Annotated in this window: 24 protein-coding genes and 2 pseudogenes; 2 read left to right on the top strand and 24 right to left on the bottom strand. The window is 61.3% G+C overall.

Features of this window, described 5'->3' with window-relative positions; all coding sequences use genetic code 11:
• The 5 genes from ACP7EW_RS04720 to flhA all read right to left on the bottom strand — a co-directional run bounded on the left by ACP7EW_RS04720 (position 1) and on the right by flhA (position 5,662).
• Entirely contained in the window at positions 1 to 375 is a 375-nt protein-coding gene (locus ACP7EW_RS04720) for a chemotaxis response regulator CheY (protein ID WP_015885173.1), read from the bottom strand.
• 167 nt (positions 376 to 542) lie between these two features.
• Complete coding sequence (gene fliA, locus ACP7EW_RS04725; protein WP_016976604.1) at positions 543 to 1,283, bottom strand: RNA polymerase sigma factor FliA; 741 nt, start codon at positions 1,281 to 1,283, stop codon at positions 543 to 545.
• On the bottom strand, positions 1,280 to 2,113 hold the full coding sequence (gene fleN / locus ACP7EW_RS04730) for a flagellar synthesis regulator FleN (protein WP_003192912.1): 834 nt from the start codon (positions 2,111 to 2,113) through the stop codon (positions 1,280 to 1,282). Before fleN ends, fliA begins: the two co-directional genes overlap by 4 nt.
• A gap of 105 nt (positions 2,114 to 2,218) precedes the next feature.
• On the bottom strand, positions 2,219 to 3,535 hold the full coding sequence (flhF, locus tag ACP7EW_RS04735; protein WP_038849364.1) for a flagellar biosynthesis protein FlhF: 1,317 nt from the start codon (positions 3,533 to 3,535) through the stop codon (positions 2,219 to 2,221).
• A 12-nt stretch (positions 3,536 to 3,547) separates the two neighbouring features.
• Positions 3,548 to 5,662: a flagellar biosynthesis protein FlhA gene (gene flhA / locus ACP7EW_RS04740; RefSeq protein WP_420492080.1), complete on the bottom strand. Its 2,115-nt coding sequence runs from the start codon at positions 5,660 to 5,662 to the stop codon at positions 3,548 to 3,550.
• A 302-nt stretch (positions 5,663 to 5,964) separates the two neighbouring features.
• On the opposite strand from flhA, the pseudogene ACP7EW_RS04745 reads away from it, so the two are divergent.
• A pseudogene (locus tag ACP7EW_RS04745) lies at positions 5,965 to 6,147 on the top strand (DUF6124 family protein); the annotation flags it as partial.
• A 44-nt stretch (positions 6,148 to 6,191) separates the two neighbouring features.
• Here the strand turns inward: ACP7EW_RS04745 and ACP7EW_RS04750 are convergent.
• The 10 genes from ACP7EW_RS04750 to fliL all read right to left on the bottom strand — a co-directional run bounded on the left by ACP7EW_RS04750 (position 6,192) and on the right by fliL (position 12,112).
• On the bottom strand, positions 6,192 to 6,392 hold the full coding sequence (locus tag ACP7EW_RS04750) for a cold-shock protein (protein WP_426215640.1): 201 nt from the start codon (positions 6,390 to 6,392) through the stop codon (positions 6,192 to 6,194).
• Positions 6,393 to 6,407: 15 nt separating this feature from the next.
• Complete coding sequence (locus tag ACP7EW_RS04755) at positions 6,408 to 6,563, bottom strand: cold-shock protein (RefSeq protein WP_240040353.1); 156 nt, start codon at positions 6,561 to 6,563, stop codon at positions 6,408 to 6,410.
• Positions 6,564 to 6,745: 182 nt separating this feature from the next.
• The gene (flhB, locus tag ACP7EW_RS04760) at positions 6,746 to 7,882 is read right to left on the bottom strand and encodes a flagellar biosynthesis protein FlhB (RefSeq protein WP_033900771.1); all 1,137 of its coding nucleotides are present in this window, start codon (positions 7,880 to 7,882) and stop codon (positions 6,746 to 6,748) included.
• 3 nt (positions 7,883 to 7,885) lie between these two features.
• A complete protein-coding gene (gene fliR, locus ACP7EW_RS04765; protein ID WP_426215642.1) occupies positions 7,886 to 8,671 on the bottom strand; it encodes a flagellar biosynthetic protein FliR in 786 nt (261 codons plus the stop codon).
• Positions 8,672 to 8,675: 4 nt separating this feature from the next.
• Entirely contained in the window at positions 8,676 to 8,945 is a 270-nt protein-coding gene (fliQ, locus tag ACP7EW_RS04770; protein ID WP_010208761.1) for a flagellar biosynthesis protein FliQ, read from the bottom strand.
• Positions 8,946 to 8,949: 4 nt separating this feature from the next.
• Complete coding sequence (fliP, locus tag ACP7EW_RS04775) at positions 8,950 to 9,693, bottom strand: flagellar type III secretion system pore protein FliP (protein WP_016976565.1); 744 nt, start codon at positions 9,691 to 9,693, stop codon at positions 8,950 to 8,952.
• Positions 9,693 to 10,130, bottom strand: coding sequence for a flagellar biosynthetic protein FliO (gene fliO / locus ACP7EW_RS04780; protein ID WP_426215644.1), 438 nt, complete (start codon positions 10,128 to 10,130; stop codon positions 9,693 to 9,695). The genes fliP and fliO overlap by 1 nt, the downstream gene beginning before the upstream one ends.
• Position 10,131: 1 nt before the next feature.
• Positions 10,132 to 10,599, bottom strand: coding sequence for a flagellar motor switch protein FliN (gene fliN, locus ACP7EW_RS04785; RefSeq protein WP_033900765.1), 468 nt, complete (start codon positions 10,597 to 10,599; stop codon positions 10,132 to 10,134).
• Positions 10,600 to 10,633: 34 nt separating this feature from the next.
• Positions 10,634 to 11,602 carry a flagellar motor switch protein FliM gene (fliM, locus tag ACP7EW_RS04790; protein ID WP_027603859.1) on the bottom strand — a complete coding sequence of 323 codons (969 nt, stop codon included), beginning with the start codon at positions 11,600 to 11,602 and terminating at the stop codon, positions 10,634 to 10,636.
• 9 nt (positions 11,603 to 11,611) lie between these two features.
• Entirely contained in the window at positions 11,612 to 12,112 is a 501-nt protein-coding gene (fliL, locus tag ACP7EW_RS04795; RefSeq protein WP_033900763.1) for a flagellar basal body-associated protein FliL, read from the bottom strand.
• 98 nt (positions 12,113 to 12,210) lie between these two features.
• Between fliL and ACP7EW_RS04800 the strand changes: the two are divergent.
• A pseudogene (locus ACP7EW_RS04800) lies at positions 12,211 to 12,300 on the top strand (outer membrane lipoprotein carrier protein LolA); the annotation flags it as partial.
• A gap of 8 nt (positions 12,301 to 12,308) precedes the next feature.
• Here the strand turns inward: ACP7EW_RS04800 and ACP7EW_RS04805 are convergent.
• The 9 genes from ACP7EW_RS04805 to fliF form a co-directional block, all read right to left on the bottom strand.
• On the bottom strand, positions 12,309 to 13,646 hold the full coding sequence (locus tag ACP7EW_RS04805) for a flagellar hook-length control protein FliK (RefSeq protein WP_426215646.1): 1,338 nt from the start codon (positions 13,644 to 13,646) through the stop codon (positions 12,309 to 12,311).
• Positions 13,647 to 14,084: 438 nt separating this feature from the next.
• Positions 14,085 to 14,429 carry an Hpt domain-containing protein gene (locus ACP7EW_RS04810; protein WP_426215648.1) on the bottom strand — a complete coding sequence of 115 codons (345 nt, stop codon included), beginning with the start codon at positions 14,427 to 14,429 and terminating at the stop codon, positions 14,085 to 14,087.
• Between the two features lie 30 nt (positions 14,430 to 14,459).
• Positions 14,460 to 16,178: an ATP-binding SpoIIE family protein phosphatase gene (locus ACP7EW_RS04815; RefSeq protein ID WP_426215650.1), complete on the bottom strand. Its 1,719-nt coding sequence runs from the start codon at positions 16,176 to 16,178 to the stop codon at positions 14,460 to 14,462.
• Positions 16,175 to 16,480, bottom strand: coding sequence for an STAS domain-containing protein (locus ACP7EW_RS04820; RefSeq protein WP_426215652.1), 306 nt, complete (start codon positions 16,478 to 16,480; stop codon positions 16,175 to 16,177). The genes ACP7EW_RS04815 and ACP7EW_RS04820 overlap by 4 nt, the downstream gene beginning before the upstream one ends.
• Positions 16,481 to 16,545: 65 nt before the next feature.
• Positions 16,546 to 16,995, bottom strand: a complete 450-nt coding sequence (fliJ, locus tag ACP7EW_RS04825) for a flagellar export protein FliJ (RefSeq protein ID WP_016975640.1) — start codon at positions 16,993 to 16,995, stop codon at positions 16,546 to 16,548.
• Positions 16,996 to 16,998: 3 nt separating this feature from the next.
• The gene (fliI, locus tag ACP7EW_RS04830; RefSeq protein WP_010208746.1) at positions 16,999 to 18,357 is read right to left on the bottom strand and encodes a flagellar protein export ATPase FliI; all 1,359 of its coding nucleotides are present in this window, start codon (positions 18,355 to 18,357) and stop codon (positions 16,999 to 17,001) included.
• Positions 18,347 to 19,111, bottom strand: a complete 765-nt coding sequence (gene fliH / locus ACP7EW_RS04835; RefSeq protein ID WP_269131562.1) for a flagellar assembly protein FliH — start codon at positions 19,109 to 19,111, stop codon at positions 18,347 to 18,349. The genes fliI and fliH overlap by 11 nt, the downstream gene beginning before the upstream one ends.
• A gap of 10 nt (positions 19,112 to 19,121) precedes the next feature.
• The gene (fliG, locus tag ACP7EW_RS04840) at positions 19,122 to 20,141 is read right to left on the bottom strand and encodes a flagellar motor switch protein FliG (protein ID WP_010563975.1); all 1,020 of its coding nucleotides are present in this window, start codon (positions 20,139 to 20,141) and stop codon (positions 19,122 to 19,124) included.
• The gene (fliF, locus tag ACP7EW_RS04845) at positions 20,134 to 21,912 is read right to left on the bottom strand and encodes a flagellar basal-body MS-ring/collar protein FliF (protein ID WP_426215654.1); all 1,779 of its coding nucleotides are present in this window, start codon (positions 21,910 to 21,912) and stop codon (positions 20,134 to 20,136) included. Before fliF ends, fliG begins: the two co-directional genes overlap by 8 nt.
• Positions 21,913 to 21,917: the final 5 nt, after the last annotated feature.

Consider the following 21,917-nt stretch of genomic DNA (forward strand, 5'->3'; position numbering starts at 1 on the left):
TTAGCCGTGGATGCGTTCGAAGATTTTCTCGATCTTCTCTTTCAAGGCCAATGCAGTGAATGGCTTGACCACGTAACCGTTTACCCCGGCTTGGGCGGCTTCGATGATCTGCTCACGCTTGGCTTCGGCGGTCACCATCAACACAGGCAGGCTGCGCAGTTTTTCGTCAGCGCGCACGTGGCGCAGCAAGTCGATACCGGTCATGCCCGGCATGTTCCAGTCCGTTACCAGAAAGTCGATGCTCCCGCTGTTGAGGATCGGAATCGCCGTAATGCCGTCATCCGCCTCGACCGTGTTAGTGAACCCAAGGTCACGCAACAGGTTTTTTATGATCCGCCGCATCGTTGAGAAGTCATCAACGATGAGGATTTTCATGTTCTTGTCCAATTCGACCTCCAAGCAGTCTTAAACGCGCCCAGCACCTGGACGCGCCATTTCAATCAACAGGCATTACACAAAAAGGACTGCCGGGGCACCACGGGTCGAACCCGCAAAGGCTGGTTGCCCTCGCGGTCTCGTCTGCAGTGTCCCCACACTGCCTGTCAGCGCGCTCGCCACTCTCCCAAACGCCCCCGCAAGCGGGCTGCGCACTGGCTGTGCAACTGGCTGACCCGCGACTCGCTGACCCCCAGGACCTCACCGATTTCCTTGAGGTTCAGCTCTTCGTCGTAGTACAGCGCCAACACCAGCCGCTCACGCTCCGGCAAATTGGCAATCGCGTCCGCCAACGCCCCCTGGAAACGCTCATCTTCCAGGTCACGCGATGGCTCCATATGAGCGCTCGCGCCATCCTCGTGCAGCCCTTCGTGTTCGCCGTCCTGCAACAGGTCGTCGAAACTGAACAGGCGGCTGCCCAAGGTATCGTTCAAAATCCCGTAGTAATCGTCGAGACTCAATTGGAGTTCGGCCGCAACTTCGTGATCTTTAGCGTCGCGACCGGTTTTTGCTTCAATTGCGCGAATTGCGTCACTGACCATGCGCGTATTGCGATGCACCGAACGCGGCGCCCAGTCGCCTTTACGCACCTCATCGAGCATCGCGCCACGGATACGGATACCCGCATACGTCTCGAAACTCGCACCCTTGCTCGCGTCGTACTTGGTCGACACTTCGAGCAGGCCGATCATGCCCGCCTGGATCAGGTCTTCGACCTGGACGCTGGCGGGCAGGCGTGCCAGCAAGTGATAGGCAATGCGCTTGACCAAGGGCGCGTAGCGCTCGATCAACTCGCCCTGACTGTCACGGGCAGACTTCTTGTACGCGTTGTAGCCAGTCGCTGTCATAGCACGGGTCCTGCGCTCGTCTGATGCACCAATCGCTCGACGAAAAACTCCAGATGCCCACGCGGGTTGGCAGGCAACGGCCAGGTATCGACCTTCTGGGCAATAGCCTTGAACGCCAATGCGCATTTGGAACGAGGGAACGCTTCGTAGACTGCACGCTGCTTTTGCACAGCCTTGCGCACACACTCGTCGTAGGGAACTGCGCCGACGTATTGTAAGGCGACATCGAGGAAGCGATCCGTGACCTTGGTCAACTTGGCGAACAGGTTGCGCCCTTCCTGCGGGCTCTGGGCCATGTTGGCCAGGACGCGGAAGCGGTTCATGCCGTAGTCACGGTTAAGCAGTTTGATCAGGGCGTAGGCGTCGGTGATCGAGGTGGGTTCATCGCAAACCACCAGCAACACTTCCTGCGCGGCGCGCACGAAGCTGACCACGGACTCGCCGATCCCGGCGGCGGTGTCGATCACCAGCACGTCGAGGTTGTCGCCGATATCACTGAACGCCTGGATCAGGCCGGCATGCTGCGCCGGGCTCAGGTGCACCATGCTCTGGGTACCCGAAGCGGCCGGCACGATACGGATGCCACCGGGCCCCTGCAGCAGCACATCGCGCAGCTCACAGCGGCCTTCGATCACATCGGCAAGCGTGTGTTTGGGTGTCAGTCCCAGCAGAACGTCCACGTTCGCCAAGCCCAGGTCAGCATCCAGCAGCATGACACGACGGCCAAGCTCTGCCAGGGCCAGGGACAAATTCACTGACACGTTAGTTTTCCCGACGCCACCTTTGCCGCCGGTCACCGCGATCACCTGTACGGGATGCATGCTGCCCATTTTATTTCTTTACCTTGTCTTGCTTAGACGCAGGCTACATGGCTTGGCCGCGTGAATCGCTTGCAGACCATCGATGTAGATACATTTCACGGTGTTCATCCTGCCTCAACCCACCCGTTTTGCCGGGTTGTGGTAGAGGTCGGCGAACATATCGGCCATCGCTTCCTCGCTAGGCTCTTCTTGCATTTGCACGCTGACTGCACGGCTGACCAACTGATGACGGCGCGGTAGATGCAGATCATCCGGGATCCGCGGCCCGTCGGTCAGGTAGGCGACCGGCAATTCATGACTGATGGCCAGGCTCAGCACCTCGCCCAGGCTCGCGGTTTCATCGAGCTTGGTGAGGATGCAACCGGCCAGGCCGCAGCGCTTGTAGCTGTGATACGCAGCGGTAAGAACCTGTTTCTGGCTGGTGGTTGCAAGCACCAGGTAATTTTTCGATTTGATGCCACGCCCGGCCAGGCTTTCCAGTTGCATGCGCAATGCCGGATCGCTGGCCTGCAGGCCGGCGGTGTCGATCAAGACCACGCGTTTGCGCAGCAGCGGGTCGAGGGCATTGGCCAGGGACTGGCCCGGGTCGACGTGGGTCACCGGCACATTCAGAATGCGGCCCAACGTCTTGAGTTGCTCCTGGGCACCAATACGGTAGCTGTCCATGCTCACCAGCGCGATATTCTGCGCGCCGTATTTGAGGACGTAGCGGGCCGCGAGCTTGGCCAGGGTGGTGGTCTTGCCCATGCCGGCGGGGCCGACCATGGCGATCACACCGCCTTCTTCCAGGGGTTCGATTTCCGGGGTAACGATCATCCGCGCCAGGTGGGCCAGCAACATGCGCCAGGCCTGGCGAGGCTCTTCGATTTCAGTGGTCAGCGCCAGCAGGTCGCGGGACAACGGGCCGGACAGGCCGATGCGTTGCAGGCGACGCCACAGGTTGGCCTGCTGCGGCTTGCTGCCTTGCAACTGGTTCCAGGCCAGCGAGCCCAACTGCACTTCCAGCAGTTCACGCAGGCCGTTGAGTTCAAAGCGCATCGAGTCGAACACCCGCTGGTCAACCGCAGGCGCCGGAGCAGGCGCAGCAGGACGCGGCGGTTCTTTGAAGGTCGGCTCGACCAGCGGCTCGGCAGCCGTTAGCGGCAAGCCGGCGAACAACTGGCGATTGGTGGTGGCATCGCTGTCGCCGCGCATGCTCAGTTCAGCCTGGGCCGAGACAATGCGCGAAGCGGTCTTGCGCAGCTCGTCTTCGAGCTCCATGTTCGGCACACGCGGCGCCAAGGCCTGGGGGGTGTAATCCAGGGCAGCCGTCAGCTCGACACCGCCGGCAATACGACGGTTTCCGATAATCGCGGCGTCGGCGCCCAGCTCATCACGCACCAGTTTCATGGCCTGACGCATATCGGCGGCGAAAAAACGCTTCACTTGCATAACCCACTACCCTCAGCCGTTGGGCCCTACTGTCGCGACGATAGTCACTTGCTTGTTGTCAGGAATTTCCTGATAAGCCAAAACGTGCAAATTCGGTACTGCCAGGCGTCCAAACCGCGACAACATCGCCCGGACGGGGCCTGCCACCAGCAGAATCACCGGTTGGCCCTGCATTTCCTGGCGCTGTGCGGCGTCGATCAACGAGCGCTGCAGCTTCTCAGCCATGCTTGGCTCCAGCAGAACGCCCTCTTCCTGGCCTTGTCCTGCCTTCTGAATACTATTGAGCAATATTTGTTCCAACCTGGGTTCCAAGGTGATCACAGGCAGCTCGGAGTCAAGCCCTACAATGCTTTGGACGATTGCACGCGACAATCCGACGCGCACCGCGGCCACCAGGGCGGCAGTATCTTGACTCTTGGCGGCATTGTTGGCGATGGCCTCGGCAATGCTGCGGATATCGCGGACCGGCACCTGTTCGGCCAGCAGTGCCTGCAACACCTTGAGCAACTGCGAGAGCGACAGAATGCCTGGCACCAGTTCTTCGGCCAGTTTTGGCGACGCTTTGGCCAGCAAACCCATCAATTGCTGGACTTCCTCGTGGCCGATCAGCTCGTGGGAGTGCTTGTACAGGATCTGGTTGAGGTGCGTCGCGACCACGGTGCTGGCGTCCACCACGGTGTAACCGAGGGATTGCGCCTGGCTGCGCTGGCTGATTTCGATCCATACCGCGTCCAGGCCAAAAGCCGGATCTTTGGCGGTGATGCCGTTGAGGCTGCCGAACACCTGCCCTGGGTTGATCGCCAGTTCGCGGTCCGGGTAGATCTCGGCTTCCGCCAGGATTACGCCCATCAGGGTCAGGCGGTAGGCACTTGGCGCCAGGTCGAGGTTGTCGCGGATGTGTACGGTGGGCATCAAGAAGCCCAGGTCCTGGGACAGTTTCTTGCGCACGCCCTTGATCCGCGCGAGCAGTTGGCCGCCCTGGTTGCGGTCCACCAGTGGGATCAGGCGGTAGCCGACTTCCAGGCCGATCATATCGATCGGGGTCACGTCATCCCAGCCAAGCTCCTTGGTTTCCTGGGCGCGGGCCGGGGATGGCAGCAGTTCCTGCTGGCGTGCGATTTCCTGCTGGGCAATCACTTTGACCTGGTTCTGCTTCTTCCAGAACAGGTACGCAGCACCGCCAGCCAGGGCCGCCATGCTCAGGAATGACACGTGCGGCATGCCCGGCACGATACCCATGATCGCCATGATGCCCGCCGCTACGGCCAGCGCCTTGGGCGAAGCGAACATCTGCCGGCTGATCTGCTTGCCCATGTCCTCGGAGCCCGAAGCACGGGTCACCATGATGGCCGCAGCTGTTGATAACAACAGTGATGGCAATTGCGCCACTAAACCGTCACCGATGGTCAGCAAGGCGTAGACCTTGCCCGCATCGCCAAAGGTCATGCCGTGCTGGAAGATACCCACGGCCATGCCGCCAATGAGGTTGATGAACAGGATCAACAAGCCGGCGATGGCGTCACCGCGCACGAATTTGCTGGCACCGTCCATGGAACCGTAGAACTCGGCTTCCTGGGCCACTTCCAGGCGGCGCGACTTGGCCTGGTTCTGGTCGATCAGGCCGGCGTTGAGGTCGGCGTCGATAGCCATCTGTTTGCCGGGCATCGCGTCGAGGGTAAACCGCGCGCTCACCTCGGAAATCCGCCCGGCGCCCTTGGTCACCACCACGAAGTTGATGATCATCAGGATCGCGAACACCACGATACCGACCACGTAGTTACCGCCGATCACCACCTCACCGAAGGCCTGGATCACCTTACCGGCAGCGGCATGGCCGTCCTGGCCGTGGAGCATGACCACACGCGTCGACGCCACGTTCAGCGCCAGGCGCAGCAGGGTCGCCACCAGCAGAATGGTCGGGAATACCGCGAAATCCAATGGCCGCAGGGCGTATACGCACACCAGCAGGACCACGACGGACAGGGCAATGTTGAAGGTAAAGAACACGTCCAGCAGGAACGGCGGCATCGGCAACATCATCATTGCCAGCATCACCAGCAACAACAACGGCACACCCAGATTGCCTCGCGAGAGGTCAGTCAGGGTGCTGCGGGCGTTGCCGAGCATTTGAGAGCGATCCACCACCGGTATTCCTCGTGTCCTTTGAAGCAAAGTTTTGACGCCTGGAGGCGTCCTGGAGGCGGTATTGCAAGAAGCCTTCCAACTTTGGTTTTGAGGCTCAGATGACTCGTAAGCAACCGGTACTACCGGGTGTACAGCGAATCAGATGTGGGAGCGGGCTTGCTCGCGAATACGGTGTGTCAGGCGACTTTTTGGTCAACTGACAGAATGCATTCGCGAGCAAGCCCGCTCCCACATTTGGATCTATGTACTTCCGCTGCTACTCAGGAGTTTTCTGACAAGGTTTTACACAAGACCTGCTGGTCAACCTCACCGAAACCCTCGCCTCGGCCGAAGCGCTGATGAGTGACTTTGCGTTTGAATGGGACGGGACAAAACGCGAAGGTGCGCTGGGCGTTGCACAGTTGATTAGGCTGGCAAAGCTGCTGGCTGACAGAGTGTTGGCGGACAGCGAGCACTTGATGGCCTGAGGACGGATCGTTCCTGTACTACCCTGCGGGAACGACCATCAAGCTCATACGACGCGGACGTTCTCGGCCTGAGCGCCTTTGGCCCCCTGCGTTACCTCGAACTCCACTTTTTGGTTCTCTTCAAGCGTCCTGAAACCGTCGCCCGTGATGGCCGAGAAGTGGACAAATATATCGCCCCCACCGTCTTGAGTGATAAACCCAAACCCCTTCTCCGCGTTAAACCACTTCACCGTACCTGTTGCCATTGCCGCTCTCCTGACTTACGGGATAACGCGAACGTCGGATGCATAGACCGCATCGCGCCCATGGACTCTCTTGACCTCAACCCGCAGGCCCACGGCAAGCCGAATACCTCGCGAACCGATGAAATTCACGCGCACGTCGTCTTCACCGTTTTCCAGGACAATCAAACCCATCCCGGATTTCTGGTCGTAATATTTGACAGCGCCTCTGACCGCCTTCAAAACCCCTCTCCCTGCATCTCATCTACAGCTTTCGCGCAGTGCTTTAAGCAATGGAACCGCGAGAACGAGCTTCTGGCTACTGTCAAAGTTGACAGGTAGACAGGCATTCAAGACGAGTGGTAGGGCGTAGTAACTCAGGAATCGCGGCGCAAATCCGGCGGAATCGGCAGATCCTTGAGCGGGTCCGGACGCTTGCCCTTGCCCGCGCGGTATTGGCGGATCTGATAGACATACGCCAGCACCTGGGCCACGGCCAGGTAGAGCCCGGCCGGGATTTCCTGGTCCAGGTCGGTGGAATAGAAGATCGACCGCGCCAACTCCGGCGACTCCAACAACAGAATGTCGTTGGCCACCGCAATTTCGCGGATCTTCAGCGCGGTAAAGTCACTGCCCTTGGCCAGCAGCATCGGCGCGCCGCCCTTCTCCGGGTCGTATTTGAGCGCCACAGCGTAGTGGGTCGGGTTGGTGATGACCACGTCGGCGTCGGGCACCGCGCCCATCATCTTGCGCTGGGACATTTCCCGTTGCAGTTGGCGAATACGCTGCTTGACCTCGGGACGGCCCTCCTGGTCCTTGTGCTCATCGCGCACTTCCTGCTTGGTCATCAGCAGTTTCTTGTGGCTTTCCCACAACTGAATCGGCGCATCCACTGCGGCAATGATGATCAGCCCGGCGGCCATCCAAAGCGCGCTCCAGCCCACCACCTGCACGCTGTGGATGATCGCCGACTCCAGCGGTTCATGGGCGATGCGCAGCAGGTCGTCGATGTCGGACGACAACACCATCAGCGCCACAAACAGGATCAGGATGAATTTGGCCAGGGCCTTGAGCAGCTCCACCAAGGCCTTGGCGGAAAACATGCGCTTGAGTCCCGCAGCCGGGTTCATGCGGCTGAACTTGGGCGCCAGGCTGCCAGCAGCGAACAGCCAGCCGCCGAGGGCAACCGGGCCGATCAGCGCAGCCAACAGCAAAGTGATCAAAATCGGCTGCACCGCCAGGATCGCGATCTTGCCCGAGTGCAGCAGGTACTGGCCCATGGCATCGGGGTTGAGCAGTACTTCACGGGGCAAGGTGAAGTTGTGTTTCATCAACTCCATCAAGTCCAGCGCCAAACCGCCGCCGTAGATCAACAAGGCGCCGGCGCCGGCCATCATGGTGGCAACGGTGTTCAGCTCTTTGGAGCGCGCAATCTCGCCCTTTTCCCTGGAGTCCTTTTTGCGTTTCTCCGTGGGGTCTTCTGTTTTGTCCTGACCACTCTCGCTCTCGGCCATGGCTCAGCGCGCCCGTGCCAGATCACGTAAGAACTGCAAGGCGTCGGTCGCCAGCGGTTGATACTGATTGAGAATGTCGGCCAGGCCGACCCAGAAAATCCCCATGCCCAATACCAGGGTCAACGGGAAACCAATCGAGAAGATGTTCAACTGCGGCGCCGCACGGGTCATCACGCCGAACGCGATGTTGACCACCAGCAACGCGGTAATCGCCGGCAACACCAGCAACAGCGACGCGCCGAAGACCCAGCCCAGGCGCCCGACGATTTCCCAGAAATGATTGACCACCAGCCCCGAGCCCACCGGCAAGGTGGTGAAGCTTTCAGTCATCACCTCAAAGGCCACGAGATGGCCGTTCATTGCCAGGAACAGCAAGGTCACCAGCATGGTCAGGAATTGCCCGATCACCGCCGCCGACACACCGTTGGTAGGGTCGACCATGGAGGCGAAGCCCATGCCCATCTGGATCGAGATGATCTGGCCGGCCACCACGAAGGCCTGGAAAAACAGCGTGAGGGAAAAGCCCATTAGTGCGCCGATCAGGATCTGTTCGGCAATCAGCAGCAAGGCGCTGAGATCAATGGCATTGACCGGCGGCATCGGCGGCAAACCCGGCACGATCACCACGGTAATCGCCACTGCGAAGTACAGGCGCACGCGACGTGGTACGAGGGTGGTGCCGAACACCGGCATGGCCATCAACATCGCCGTCACGCGAAACAGCGGCAGGATGAAGGACGCCACCCAGGTGCTGATCTGGGTGTCGGTCAATGCCAGCAACGACTGCATCCGGTCAGCCGATCAACTGCGGAATACTGCCGTACAACTGCAGGATGTATTCCATGAAGGTCTGTACCAGCCACGGGCCGGCCACGATCAGGGTGACCAACATCACCAGCAAACGCGGCAAAAAGCTCAAGGTCTGTTCGTTGATCTGGGTCGCGGCCTGGAACATCGCCACCAGCAGGCCCACCAACAAGCTCGGCACGACCAGCACGGCGACCATCACGGTGGTCAGCCACAGCGCTTCACGGAACAGGTCGACAGCTACTTCTGGCGTCATCGCGCTATACCCCGCCGAAACTGCCGGCCAACGTGCCGATAATCAGTGCCCAGCCGTCCACCAGCACAAACAGCATGATCTTGAACGGCAACGAGATGATCAGCGGCGACAGCATCATCATACCCATGGCCATCAGCACGCTCGCCACCACCAGGTCGATGATCAGGAACGGGATGAAGATCATGAAGCCGATCTGGAACGCGGTTTTCAATTCGGAGGTGACGAACGCCGGCACCAGGATGGTCAGCGGTGCCTGGTCCGGAGTGGCAATGTCGGTGCGCTTGGACAGACGCATAAACAGCTCAAGGTCGCTGGAGCGGGTCTGCGACAGCATGAAGTCCTTGATCGGCCCCTGGGCCTTGTCGATCGCATCCTGGGCGGTCATTTTCTCCGCCAGGTAGGGTTGCAGGGCTTGCTGGTTCACCTTGTCGAACACCGGCGCCATGATGAACAGCGTCAGGAACAAGGCCATGCCGGTGAGGATCTGGTTCGACGGCGTCTGCTGCAGGCCCAGGGCCTGGCGCAGAATCGAGAACACGATGATGATCCGCGTGAAGCTGGTCATCAGCATGACAAACGCCGGGATAAAGCTCAGCGCGGTCATGATCAGCAGGATCTGCAGGCTGACCGAGTATTCCTGCGCACCGGCCGCGTTGGTGCCCAACGTGATCGCCGGGATCGACAACGGGTCGGCGCCAAACGCCAATGGCGCCGCCAGCAACAGCATGAGCGTCAATAAAACGCGCATTACTTCTTATCCTTCTGATCCTTGCCCAGCAACTCCATCAGGCGCTGGGCGAATTCTGGCGTGGCGGGCTTGGACTGATCCACGTTCACCGACGTCTTGAGCACGTGCAGCGGGGTGATGCGGCCAGGGGTGATGCCCAGCAGAATCTGTTCTTCGCCAACCTGTACCAGCACCAGACGATCACGCGGGCCGAGGGCACGGGAGCCGATCATTTCGATCACCTGCACGTTGCCCGGGCCCACGCGCTGCACGCGACGCATCAGCCAGGCCAGCGCAAAAATCAAGCCGACCACCAGCAACAAGCCCAGCACCAACTGAGTGAGCTGCCCGCCGACACTGCCAACGGGCGCAGCGGCGGCCTGGGCCTGGGCCACGGGCTCAGCGGCCCAGGCGTCCAGGGGCAACGCGACTAACAGCCCCACTATCAGCCGTTTCATATCAGCGCAACTTCTTGATGCGTTCGCTCGGGCTGATCACGTCGGTCAGGCGGATGCCGAACTTCTCGTTGACCACCACCACTTCGCCGTGGGCAATCAGGGTGCCATTGACCAGCACGTCCAGCGGCTCGCCGGCCAGGCGGTCCAGCTCGATCACCGAACCCTGGTTGAGTTGCAGCAGGTTGCGGATGTTGATTTCGGTGCTGCCGACTTCCATGGAGATCGACACCGGAATGTCGAGGATCACATCCAGGTTCGGGCCATCGAGGGTCACCGGGTCGTTGTTCTTCGGCACGCTGCCGAATTCTTCCATCGGCAGGCGGTTGCCGGCCGGCGCGGTGGCGGCATCAGCGGCCAACAGCGCATCGATGTCGTCCTGGCCGACATCGCCGGTTTCTTCCAGGGCAGCCGCCCATTCGTCAGCCAGGGCCTGGTCTTCGGCGGAAGTGTTTTCGTGTTCGGTAGCCATTACATGTCCTCGGCGGAGCAGAAATTAGTGTTGATCAGCGACGATTGATCGGTTCAACCACTTGAAGAGCCAAGTTGCCCTTGTGGGAACCGAGCTTGACCTTGAACGATGGCACCCCGTTAGCGCGCATGATCATTTCGTCCGGCAATTCGACGGGAATGATGTCCCCCGGCTGCATGTGCAAAATATCGCGCAGGCGCAACTGGCGACGGGCCACGGTGGCGCTCAGTGGGACGTCGACGTCCAGCAGGTCTTCGCGCAGGGCCTTGACCCAACGCTCGTCCTGGTCGTCCAGGTCGGACTGGAAGCCAGCGTCGAGCATCTCGCGCACCGGCTCGATCATCGAGTACGGCATGGTCACGTGCAGGTCGCCGCCACCGCCATCGAGTTCGATGTGGAAGGTGGAGACCACAATGGCTTCGCTGGGGCCGACGATGTTGGCCATGGCCGGGTTCACTTCCGAGTTGATGTACTCGAAATTGACTTCCATGATCGCCTGCCAGGCTTCCTTCAAGTCGATGAAGGCCTGCTCCAACACCATGCGCACCACCCGCAATTCGGTCGGGGTGAACTCACGGCCTTCGATCTTGGCGTGACGGCCGTCGCCGCCAAAGAAGTTGTCCACCAGCTTGAACACCAGCTTGGCATCCAGGATGAACAGCGCGGTGCCGCGCAGCGGCTTGATCTTGACCAGGTTGAGGCTGGTGGGCACGTACAGCGAGTGCACGTATTCACCGAACTTCATCACCTGCACGCCGCCCACCGCCACGTCCGCCGAGCGGCGCAGCATGTTGAACATACTGATGCGGGTGTAGCGGGCGAAACGCTCGTTGATCATCTCCAGGGTCGGCATGCGTCCACGGACGATACGATCCTGGCTGGTGAGGTCATAACTTTTGACGCTGCCGGGCTCGGCAGCCATTTCGGTCTGTACCAGACCATCGTCGACGCCATGCAGCAGCGCGTCGATCTCATCCTGGGACAGCAGGTCTTGCACGGCCATGTCGTGATCCTACTGCAATACGAAGTTAGTGAAGAGCGCCTGCTCGACCACGACTTTGCCGAGTTCCTTCTGGGCCACTTCCTGCACGCTGGCGGTGACCTTCTGGCGCAGCATTTCCTGGCCCACCGGGGTGGCAAGTGTGTCGAAGCTCTGGCTGGAGAACAGCATCACCAGGTTGTTACGGATCACCGGCATGTGCACCTTGAGGGCGTCCAGGTCCGAGGCATTACGCGCCAGCAAGGTGATGCTCACCTGCAGGTAGCGTTGGCGACCGTTCTGATTGAAGTTGGCGACAAAGGCCGGAAGCATCGGCTCGAAGATTGCCGGTTGCTTGACGTTACTGGCGGTTTCGGCGGCAGGTGCCGGCTTGCTGGCACTGCTGTGCATGATGTACCAGGTGCCGCCGACCGAGGCGCCGATGGCCAGGAGCAGGCCCAGGACTATCAACAGGATAAGCTTGAGCTTACCTTTGCCTGCGGGTGCTTTTGCTGCGTCGTCGCTCTTCGCCATGCCAATAATCCGTCACTATTCGGGGATTCATAGATCTACGGAAAGGCAAGAGCAAGTGTTATGCCAGAGTTGTCTGGCGCATCCCTGTAGGAGCGAGCTTGCTCGCGAAGGTCGTTAACGATATCGCGGAAAACCTGACAGCCCGCGGCGCTCTCAGGTTCTTCGCGAGCAAGCTCGCTCCTACAGTGGGGGCGAGCTAGGCGTAGTAGTCGACGGCGCTGGACCCGATCACGGTTGAGGTGACCGGCGCCACGGCTTCAGCCACGTCAACGTGCGCGCCGTTGTCGCCGCTGTCACTACGTCCGCCGCTGCGGCTCACGCCACCGGTCTGGGCCTGCTGCTGTTGTTGCTCCTGGCCACGGGACTGGTCGGACACGTTCACATCCACCTGCCCCATGCCCTGCTGAGCGAACATCTCCCGCAAACGGCCCGACTGGCTTTCCAGCGCCTCACGCACCACCGGGTGGGCGCTCATGAAGTTGACCTGGGCTTGCTGGTCGGCGGTCATGTTGACTTTGATATCCAGGCGACCGAGCTCGGCCGGCTGCAACTGGATCTCCGCCGACTTGAGGTTGGCGCTGGACAGGTACATCACGCGGTTGACGATTTCGTCGGTCCAGCCGCTCTGGTGCATGGCCAACGGCGCATTGGTCACCGGCGGCAAAGCGTTGGCGGTTTTTGGCGTGGCGGCCTGGGTCAATGCCGCTAGGCGGTTGGCGAAGTCATCGACACGGGTGTCGCTGCTGGCGTTCTTCAGGTCCTTGAGGCCGTCTTCGATCAGCCCGCCGAAGGCCTTGTCACCGCCCGTGTCAGTGCTGTCCTTGGTGGCTTGCTGGTCGACCATATTGGCCAGGCCGGCGGCAAAGTTCTGGGCGGCGGTGGGTTGATCCTGGGTCGGTGCCGGAGCAGTTTTGGCCTGGGCCTGACTGCTGGCCGAGACGTGACCGCCCTGCTCCATCGCCAGACGCACGGCGGGCATGGCGTCCAAAGGATCGGCTTCCGGATCGAAGACTGGCTTGGCTTCCTCGGTCGCCGCTACCGGTGCCGCGACCACCGGCTGGGCCTTGTCATCCTTGGCCGTGGTGACTGGCGCCGGGGTTTCCACTGGCACTGGCACAGCTACCGGAGTGACGGTGGCAATCAGGGCCGGGTCGACCACCGGGTCAGCCGGAGGCTGCTGCACCAGGGTCGGGTCGGTTGGCGCATCATCATCTTTGCTGGCGCTGTCGTCGGTCTTGGCCGGTGGGGTGGCAGGCAAGGGTTTGCCGCTATCGGCAACGGCTGGCGTGCTGGCGGCAGGTTTGTCGCTGCTGGCCGCTGGCTTGGCGCTGGCATCGGAGGACTTGCCGGCGGTGGGCTTGGGCGAGTTGTCGTCGGACTTGACCGTGGGTTTGGAAGCCTGGTTGGCGAACACTTGAGCGAAGCCAGGGCCCTTGTCCCGTGGGTCCGCAGCCACTGCCGGTGGGTTGGCGGCGGGCGCTTGAGGCTTGGCCGCGGGGGCAGCCTGAAGGAGCGAATTCGGGGCGACTGGCATAGATAAAGGTCTCCACTGCATGGGGGTCGGGGATGCAGTATTGGGAGGTATAGCAAGAGTTGGGCCAGGTTTGGGTTTTGGCGTGTATATCCGTTATTTGGGTAACGGTGGGTATTGGTTCCACCCCTACGGCCAGCCCTTTCAAGGTCTTTAGGTAGAACTGGCGATAAGCACCCTGTGGCGAGCGGGCTTGTCCCGCGTTGGGCTGCGAAGCAGCCCCAGAACCAGCGGCCGAAGAGTGCCTGACTCACCGCATTTATCCTTCTAGGGTCGCTTCGCAACCCAACGCGGGACAAGCCCGCTCGCCACAGTTGCAGTGTTCGCCTTTAATGGGAGGGTATCAGCCAGATATCGCCGGATTTTCAAAGACCTTGAAAGGGCTGGCCGTAAGGGCGAAACCATAGGCCGCCGTTACCGCAGTAACGGATATGCACTCAATCAAATCTGAAACCGCTGCCGCTCCGACTCATACAACGGCTTCACCAACGCAAACTCATGATCAATCAGATCCACCAATGCCCCCAAATCTGCATTGGACTCAACAGACTCCACCTCCAACCGCTGACACAACTGCGCCAACCGCACCGCCCCAAGGTTCCCACTGCTCCCCTTGAAACTATGCGCAATCCGCCCCAACGCCTTGGCATCATCCCTGGCCTTGCGCAACGCCTCGACACGCTTCTGGGAATCATCAAGAAAGGTATCCAGCAACTTCGGATACTCGCCTTCCATGACTTCCTGCAAACCCGACAACACCTGCGGGTCCAGATGTAGATCAACCACTTGCTCGCTCCCTGATCAAGAATCGGCGAATTATGCCAGAGCCCCCCAGCAAAACTCCACGCACACACTGCGCCCGCCATCCGACCAGCCTACATGGCTGCTCAACTGACGGACCAGGCTCAAGCCCCGGCCAGACAGACGGTCGATATCCAGCGGCCGCGCCAGCACCTGGTCCACATCAAACCCCGGACCGCTGTCTTCGATGCGCAGGGTCATCTTCCCACCCGCCGCCGTCGGCACCACCTGCACATGCACCCGGATATACCCGCTGTCGAGTTGCGCCAGGCGGTCATTACGCTGGCGGTAATACTCGGCAAATCCCAGGGCATCACGCTTTAGCCGCGAATCCAGCCCCAGCACCCCATGCTCCAGCGCATTCGAATACAGTTCCGCCATCACGCTGTACAACGCCCCGCTCTGCTCGCGCAGACCATGGATTTCCAGCAACAGTTGCAGCAGATACGGCAACGGGTTGTAGCGCTTCAAGGTTTCAGCGCGGAATTCGAAACTCACCGACCAATCCAGCGGGCACGACTGCCCACTGTCCGCATACAACGGCCCGGAGGCACGCAGTGGCTGGCCAGGCTGCAAGGTGATTTCCACCAGGCTCACGTCATCGCGCACTTCACAGCGAAATGCCGCCAGGGCCTGTTCGATCTCTTCAAACAAACGATCAGGCTCGCGATTGGCGGCAAACACCTGCTGCAAACGTTCGGCGCCGAAGAGTTGGTCGTTGGCATCGGCGGTATCCAGCACCCCATCGGACAACAGGAACACCCGGTCGCCCAGGGCCATCGGCCAGACTTCAGTACGATCATCAAAGGCTTCGGCCGAGAGCACACCCAACGGCAAATGCCGCGATTCCAGCGGCGTGCGTTTGCCGCTGGCGATTTCATGCACGTAGCCTTCGGGCATGCCGCCGTTCCACACCTCCACGACCCGCCGCTGCGTGCTCAGACACAACAGAGTGGCGCAGCAGAACATGTCCACCGGCAGGATGCGCTTGAGCTTGGCGTTCATCTCGCGCAGGGTCTGTGCCAGGCCGTAGCCCTTGGCCGTCATGCCGTAGAACACTTCAGCCAGGGGCATGGCACCCACTGCCGCTGGCAGGCCATGGCCGGTGAAGTCACCAAGCAGCACGTGCATGTCGCCGGACGGCGTGTAGGCGGCCAGCAGCAAGTCACCGTTAAACAGCGCATAGGGCGATTGCAGGTAGCGGATATTCGGCGCGGCGTTGATGCAGCCCGAATGCGCGACCTTATCAAACACCGCCTTGGCCACCCGCTGCTCGTGCAGAAGATAGTCGTGATGCTTGGCGATCAGGTCGCGCTGCTGCAGGACCGTGGCCTGCAACCGGCGCAGGCGGTCCATGGCGTTGATCTTCGCCGCGAGAATCAGCTGGTTGTAGGGTTTGGGCAGGAAGTCATCGCCGCCGGCATCCAGGCACTGGGCCAGGGCTTCGCTCTCGCGCAAGGAGGTGAGAAAAATCAGCGGTACCAGCTCTTCACCCGCCAACTGCTTGATCCGGCGTGCCGCTTCAAAGCCGTCCATCACCGGCATCAGCGCATCCATCAACACCAGTTGCGGGCGCTCACGGGTAAACACTTCGACTGCCTCAGCGCCGTTAGTGGCCGTGAGCACCTGATGACCCTGGCGCCGGATGATGGTCGACAGCAACAGCAGGTCGGCGGCGCTGTCTTCGGCGATCAGGATCGTCAGCGGTTCGATGATCGGGGCCAGGGCGCTCAACTGATGTCGAACAGTTTGTCGAAGTTGGAGATGGCGAGGATCTTGCGCACGTCTGAGTTGCTGTTGATCACCTGAACTTCAGCATTATCGCCACCGGCATGGTCGCGCAACAGCAGGAGCATGCCCAGGGCGGAACTGTCCATGTAGGTGGCCTCTTTCAGGTCGACGACGTACAACTCAGGCACTTTATAGAAACGCTCGTAGGCATCGCGAAACGCCTGATGGCTGCCGAAATCAAACCGGCCCTTGACCGCTATCGTCAACTTCGTCCCGTCCAGGGATACTTGTGACTCGACTGACATGCGACTGCTTCCTTGTCATTGGCAATGACACAAGGTTTAGCAGGAGAAGGAGATGTGGGCAACTCTCAATAGACGTCTTTGCGCGGCATGCGCTGAGACAGCTCGTCGAGCAACTTCTGCTCGCGCTTATCTTCCAGTGCCCGCGCTTCGTCGATATAGCGCTGCACCAGTTTGCGCAGGCCTTCAACCCGTGCAAACGCGGCCTGCCAGCTTTCGCGGGCTTTATCGAGGTTGTTCTGGTGCCAGGCCAGGCTTTGGCGCTGCTGGCCGACGGCCGTTTCCAGTTGGTTGAGAAAGCCCTGGTAGCCCATCAGCCATTGGCCGGACACACCTTTAGAGCCCCGCTCGATCCACTGCTGTTGGTATTCGCCACGAAAGCGCTCGAGGTCGCCCAGCTTGCTTTCCGCCAGGCGCACCTGACCCTGGAAGTAACCCAGGCGCTGCACGGCGGTTTTCTCGGCCTTTTCGGCCATGTCCACCACCGGAGCCAGGCGCGCGGCGCGGCTGTTGGCCATGGCTTAGCCGCCCGGCGCCGGGGCGAAGATCGACTGCAAGTGCGCTTCGCTTTCGCCCATGCTGATCTTGTCGTTGAGGCCCTGGCGCAGGTAGGTCACCAACTGCGGTTGCAGGGCAATGGCCAGGTCGGTGTCGCGATCGCCGCCCGCCACGTAGGCGCCGACGCTGATCAGGTCACGGCTCTGTTGGTAGCGCGACCACAACTGCTTGAACTGTTGCGCACGGATCATGTGTTCCGGCGTCACCACCGCCGGCATCACCCGGCTGATGGACGCTTCGATATCGATGGCCGGGTAGTGCCCCTCTTCAGCCAAGCGCCGCGACAGCACGATGTGACCGTCAAGCACGCCCCGCGCCGAGTCGGCAATCGGGTCTTGCTGGTCATCGCCTTCGGACAGCACGGTGTAGAACGCGGTGATCGAGCCGCCCCCGGCTTCGGCGTTACCGGCACGCTCCACCAGTTTGGGTAGCTTGGCGAACACCGACGGCGGATAGCCCTTGGTGGCCGGCGGTTCGCCGATGGCCAGGGCGATTTCCCGCTGGGCCTGGGCGAATCGGGTCAGCGAGTCCATCAGCAACAAGACATTCTTGCCCTTGTCGCGGAAATATTCGGCGATGCGCGTGCAGTACATGGCGGCGCGCAGGCGCATCAGCGGCGCATCGTCCGCCGGGGACGCAACGACGACCGAGCGCTTGAGGCCCTCTTCACCGAGGCTGTGCTCGATAAATTCCTTTACCTCGCGGCCCCGTTCGCCGATCAGCCCGACCACGATGATGTCGGCCTCGGTAAAGCGCGTCATCATGCCCAGCAGCACTGATTTACCTACGCCGGTACCGGCAAACAGGCCCAGACGCTGGCCACGGCCGACCGTCAATAATCCGTTGATGCTGCGAATGCCCACGTCCAGCGGCACGCTGATGGGGTTACGGTTGAGCGGGTTGATGGTGGGGCCGTCCATCGGCACCCAGTCTTCGGCCTTCATGCCGCCTTTGCCATCCAGCGCGCGACCGGCGCCGTCAAGCACGCGACCGAGCATGCTCATGCCCATCGGCAGGCGGCCGGTGTCGGCCAAGGGCACCACGCGGGCGCCAGGGGCAATGCCCGCCAAACTGCCCACAGGCATCAGGAAAATCTTGCTGCCGGAGAAGCCCATCACTTCGGCTTCGACCTGCACCGGGTGGTAGCTGTCGTCGTTGATCACCATGCAGCGGCTGCCCATGGCGGCGCGCAGGCCTTCGGCTTCGAGGGTCAGGCCGACCATGCGCAGCAGGCGCCCTTCAAGGATCGGCTGGCCAGGCAACTCGGCGGCTTCGGCATAACCGCTCAAGCGCTTGGCGAAGCTGGTGCGATCAAGGCGCATCTGGGGCGTCCAGGTCCACGCTCAGGTCAGGCTCGGCAGGGTTCAACACCTGCTCATGGGCCTGATCCAACAGCTTGGCCATGATCTGGCTGATGCGGGTTTCCACCGTGGCATCGATGCGGCTATGTTCGGTCTCGACGCGGCAACCACCGGGTTGCAGCGACGCGTCCTCGACGATGCGCCAGGTTTCTTCATGGCGCTCGCGCAGGGCTTTGACCTGTTCGAAATCCTGCGGATTGATGTACAGCCGTACATTGCCGACGCCCAGGGGCAGCAGCTTGAGGGCTTCGCGCATCACGCTTTCGATATGGCTGGAGTCCAGCACCAGCTCACGCTGGATCACCTGGCGGGCGATGTGCTGCACCAGCTCGACCATGGCTTTTTCGATCTGCGCATCCTGCTCGGCGATAGGGTCGAACAGCCCGCCCATCAAGCGTTCCAGGCTGGCCAGTTTGACGCTCAGCGCCTCCTCGGCTTCCTGGCGGACCTTGAGGGTGGTGCTGCGAAAACCATCTTTTTCACCTGCCGCGAAGCCCTCGTTGTAGGCCTCCTGGCGGATGGCTTCCAACTCTTCCAGGGTCAGTGGCTGGACTTCATCCAGCGGCACTTCTTCCATTTCCGCCGGTGGCTCTTCAACCGGTTCAGGCTCGGGCTCGGGCACATGCGGATCGAAGCTGGGCAACGACCAGATGTCGAACCCACCGACGTCCCGTGCGCGAATCAGATCGCTGGGCGCCTCATCTTTGTTCGACATGAGAGGCGCCTTAGATCATTTCTTCGCCGCCCTTCCCGCCGAGAACGATTTCTCCGGCTTCGGCCATACGGCGGGCAATGGTGAGGATTTCTTTCTGCGCGGTTTCCACGTCGCTGACGCGTACCGGGCCTTTGGCTTCCAGGTCGTCGCGCAACAGTTCCGAGGCGCGCTTGGACATATTCTTGAAGATCTTTTCCTTGACGCCTTCGTCCGATCCCTTGAGGGCCAGCACCAGCACATCGGAGGACACTTCGCGCAGCAACGCCTGGATGCCGCGGTCGTCGACATCGGAAAGGTTGTTGAACACGAACATGAGGTCTTCGATCTGGCCGGACAGGGTGTCGTCGATCTCGCGGATCGAGTCCATCAACTGGCCTTCGACCGAGCTGTCGAGGAAGTTCATGATGTCGGCCGCGCGCTTGATACCGCCCAGGGTGGTACGCGAGGCATTCGAGTTGCCGGAGAACTGCTTCTCCAGAATCGTGTTGAGTTCTTTCAGGGCCGCCGGCTGCACGGTGTTCAGCGACGACACGCGCAGGATGATGTCCAGGCGCACCTTATGGTCGAAGTGGCCGAGCACTTCACCGGCCTGGTCCGGGTCGAGGTAGGCCACCACGATTGCCTGGATCTGCGGGTGCTCGTAGCGGATCACGTCGGCCACGGCGCGCGGTTCCATCCATTTCAGGCTGTCGAGGCCGCTGGTGTTGCCACCGAGCAGGATGCGGTCGATCAGGCCGTTGGCCTTGTCTTCGCCCAGGGCCGAGGTAAGCATCTTGCGGATGTAGCTGTCGGAGCCGACGCCCAGGCTGGTCTGGTCGCCGACGATCTCGACGAATTCGCTCATCACCTGCTCGACTTGTTCGCGGTGCACATTGCGCATCTGCGCCATGGCCACGCCGACACGCTGAACCTCTTTGGGGCCCATATGGCGCAGCACTTGGGCGGCGTCGGTTTCACCGAGGGACAGCAGCAAGACTGCGGCTTTGTCGACCTTGGTGAGCTTGGCAACAGCGGCTCGATTATCACTCATCTGCGTTGATCCACTCTTTCACGACCTGGGCCACACGGCCCGGGTCTTCTGCCACCAGACTCTTGATTGCGTTCAGCTGAGCGTCGTAACCCTCGCTCGGGCTTGGCAACAGGATGCTTTGCGGGCCGCCGAGGCTGACGCGGTCGTTGGCCAGTTCGCCGTCGAGGCCGCCCATGCCACCCAACTCCACGTCGCCACCGGCCAGGGCCAGCTGTTTCTTGCCGTTGCCGGTGATGTTGTTAAGCACCGGACGCAGCACACCGAACACCAGTACCAGGATGAACAACACACCCAGCACTTGCTTGACGATGTCCCAGAACCACGGCTGCGAGTAGAACGACGGTTCAGCGATCACTTCGCCACGCTCGGCGGAGAACGGCATGTTGATCACGCTGACACTGTCACCCCGACTGGCGTCGAACCCAACGGCGTCCTGCACCAGGCGAGTGAAACGCGCCAATTCGTCGGCGGTCCAGGGGGCACGGGTAACGGCGCCGTCAGCGGCATTGACCTTGACCTGGTCATCCACCACCACCGAGACCGACAGGCGATTGACGCGGCCCTGCTGCTGCTTGGTGTGGCTGATGGAACGGTCGAGTTCGAAGTTCTTGGTGGACTGGTTACGTTTGTCCGCCGGGTACGGGGCGAGCATTGGCTGGCCGGTGGCCGGGTCCATGATCTGCTGGCCGTTGGCGTCCAACAGTGGCTGGCCTGGCTGGATCGCACCCGCGCCGGCAGCAGTGCCACCGGTGGTTTGCGGTGCGGAAGCCGGGGCTGGCGGCTGGTTGCTCAACGCGCCCGGCACACCTTGCGGCGGGCCATTGGCGGCGGTGCGTTGTTCGCTGGTGGACTGCTCGCTGCGCAAAGCAGGCTGGTCCGGGTTGAATTGCTCGGAGGTCGACTCGACCGCGCTGAAGTCCACATCGGCCGACACTTCAGCCTTGTAGCGGTCGTTGCCCAACACCGGTTGCAGGATGTTGTGCACACGCTGGGTGAGCATGCTTTCCACACGACGACTGTAGTCGAACTGCTTGCCAGCCTGGGTCAGCGCGGAGTTTTCGCCCTGATCGGACAGCAGGTTGCCCTTCTGGTCCACCACGGTGATCTGCGATTTGCTCAGCTCGGGCACGCTGGTGGCGACCAGGTTGACGATCGCCAAGACCTGGCCAGGCTCTAGGGAGCGGCCGGCAAACAGTTCCACCAAGACCGAAGCACTTGGCTTGCGCTCGTCGCGCACAAACACCGAGCTTTTCGGAATGGCCAGGTGCACGCGGGCGCCCTTGACGTTGTTCAGGCTGGAGATGGTGCGCGCCAGTTCGCCTTCCAGGCCACGACGGTAGCGGGTGGCTTCCATGAACTGGGAAGTCCCCAGGCCCTGGTCCTTGTCGAGGATCTCGAAACCGATATTGCTGTCGGACGGGGTCACGCCAGCGGCGGCGAGTTTCATGCGCGCACGGGCCACGTCGTCGGCCTTGACCAGCAGGGCCCCGGAGTTGGGCTCCACGGTGTAGGCGATGTCGGCGGCGGCCAGGGTTTCCATGATCTGCTTGGAATCCATGCCCGCCAGGCTGCCGTACAGCGGCCGGTAATCGGGTTGCTGCGACCACAACACCACGGCAAAACCAATCGCCACGCTCGCTGCCAGGCCGACCATCAGGCCCACCTGACGCAGCATGGTCATTTCGGAGAGGTTTTCCAGGAACGACAGGCCAAACAGCGGCGGCTTGCCGTCTGCCTTGGCGGGTGCGTTGTCCACGACTGCTTCTGCCATGACTT

The organism is Pseudomonas sp. DWRC2-2, from assembly GCF_049897885.1.
Taxonomy (GTDB): Bacteria; Pseudomonadota; Gammaproteobacteria; order Pseudomonadales; family Pseudomonadaceae; genus Aquipseudomonas; species Aquipseudomonas azotoformans_A.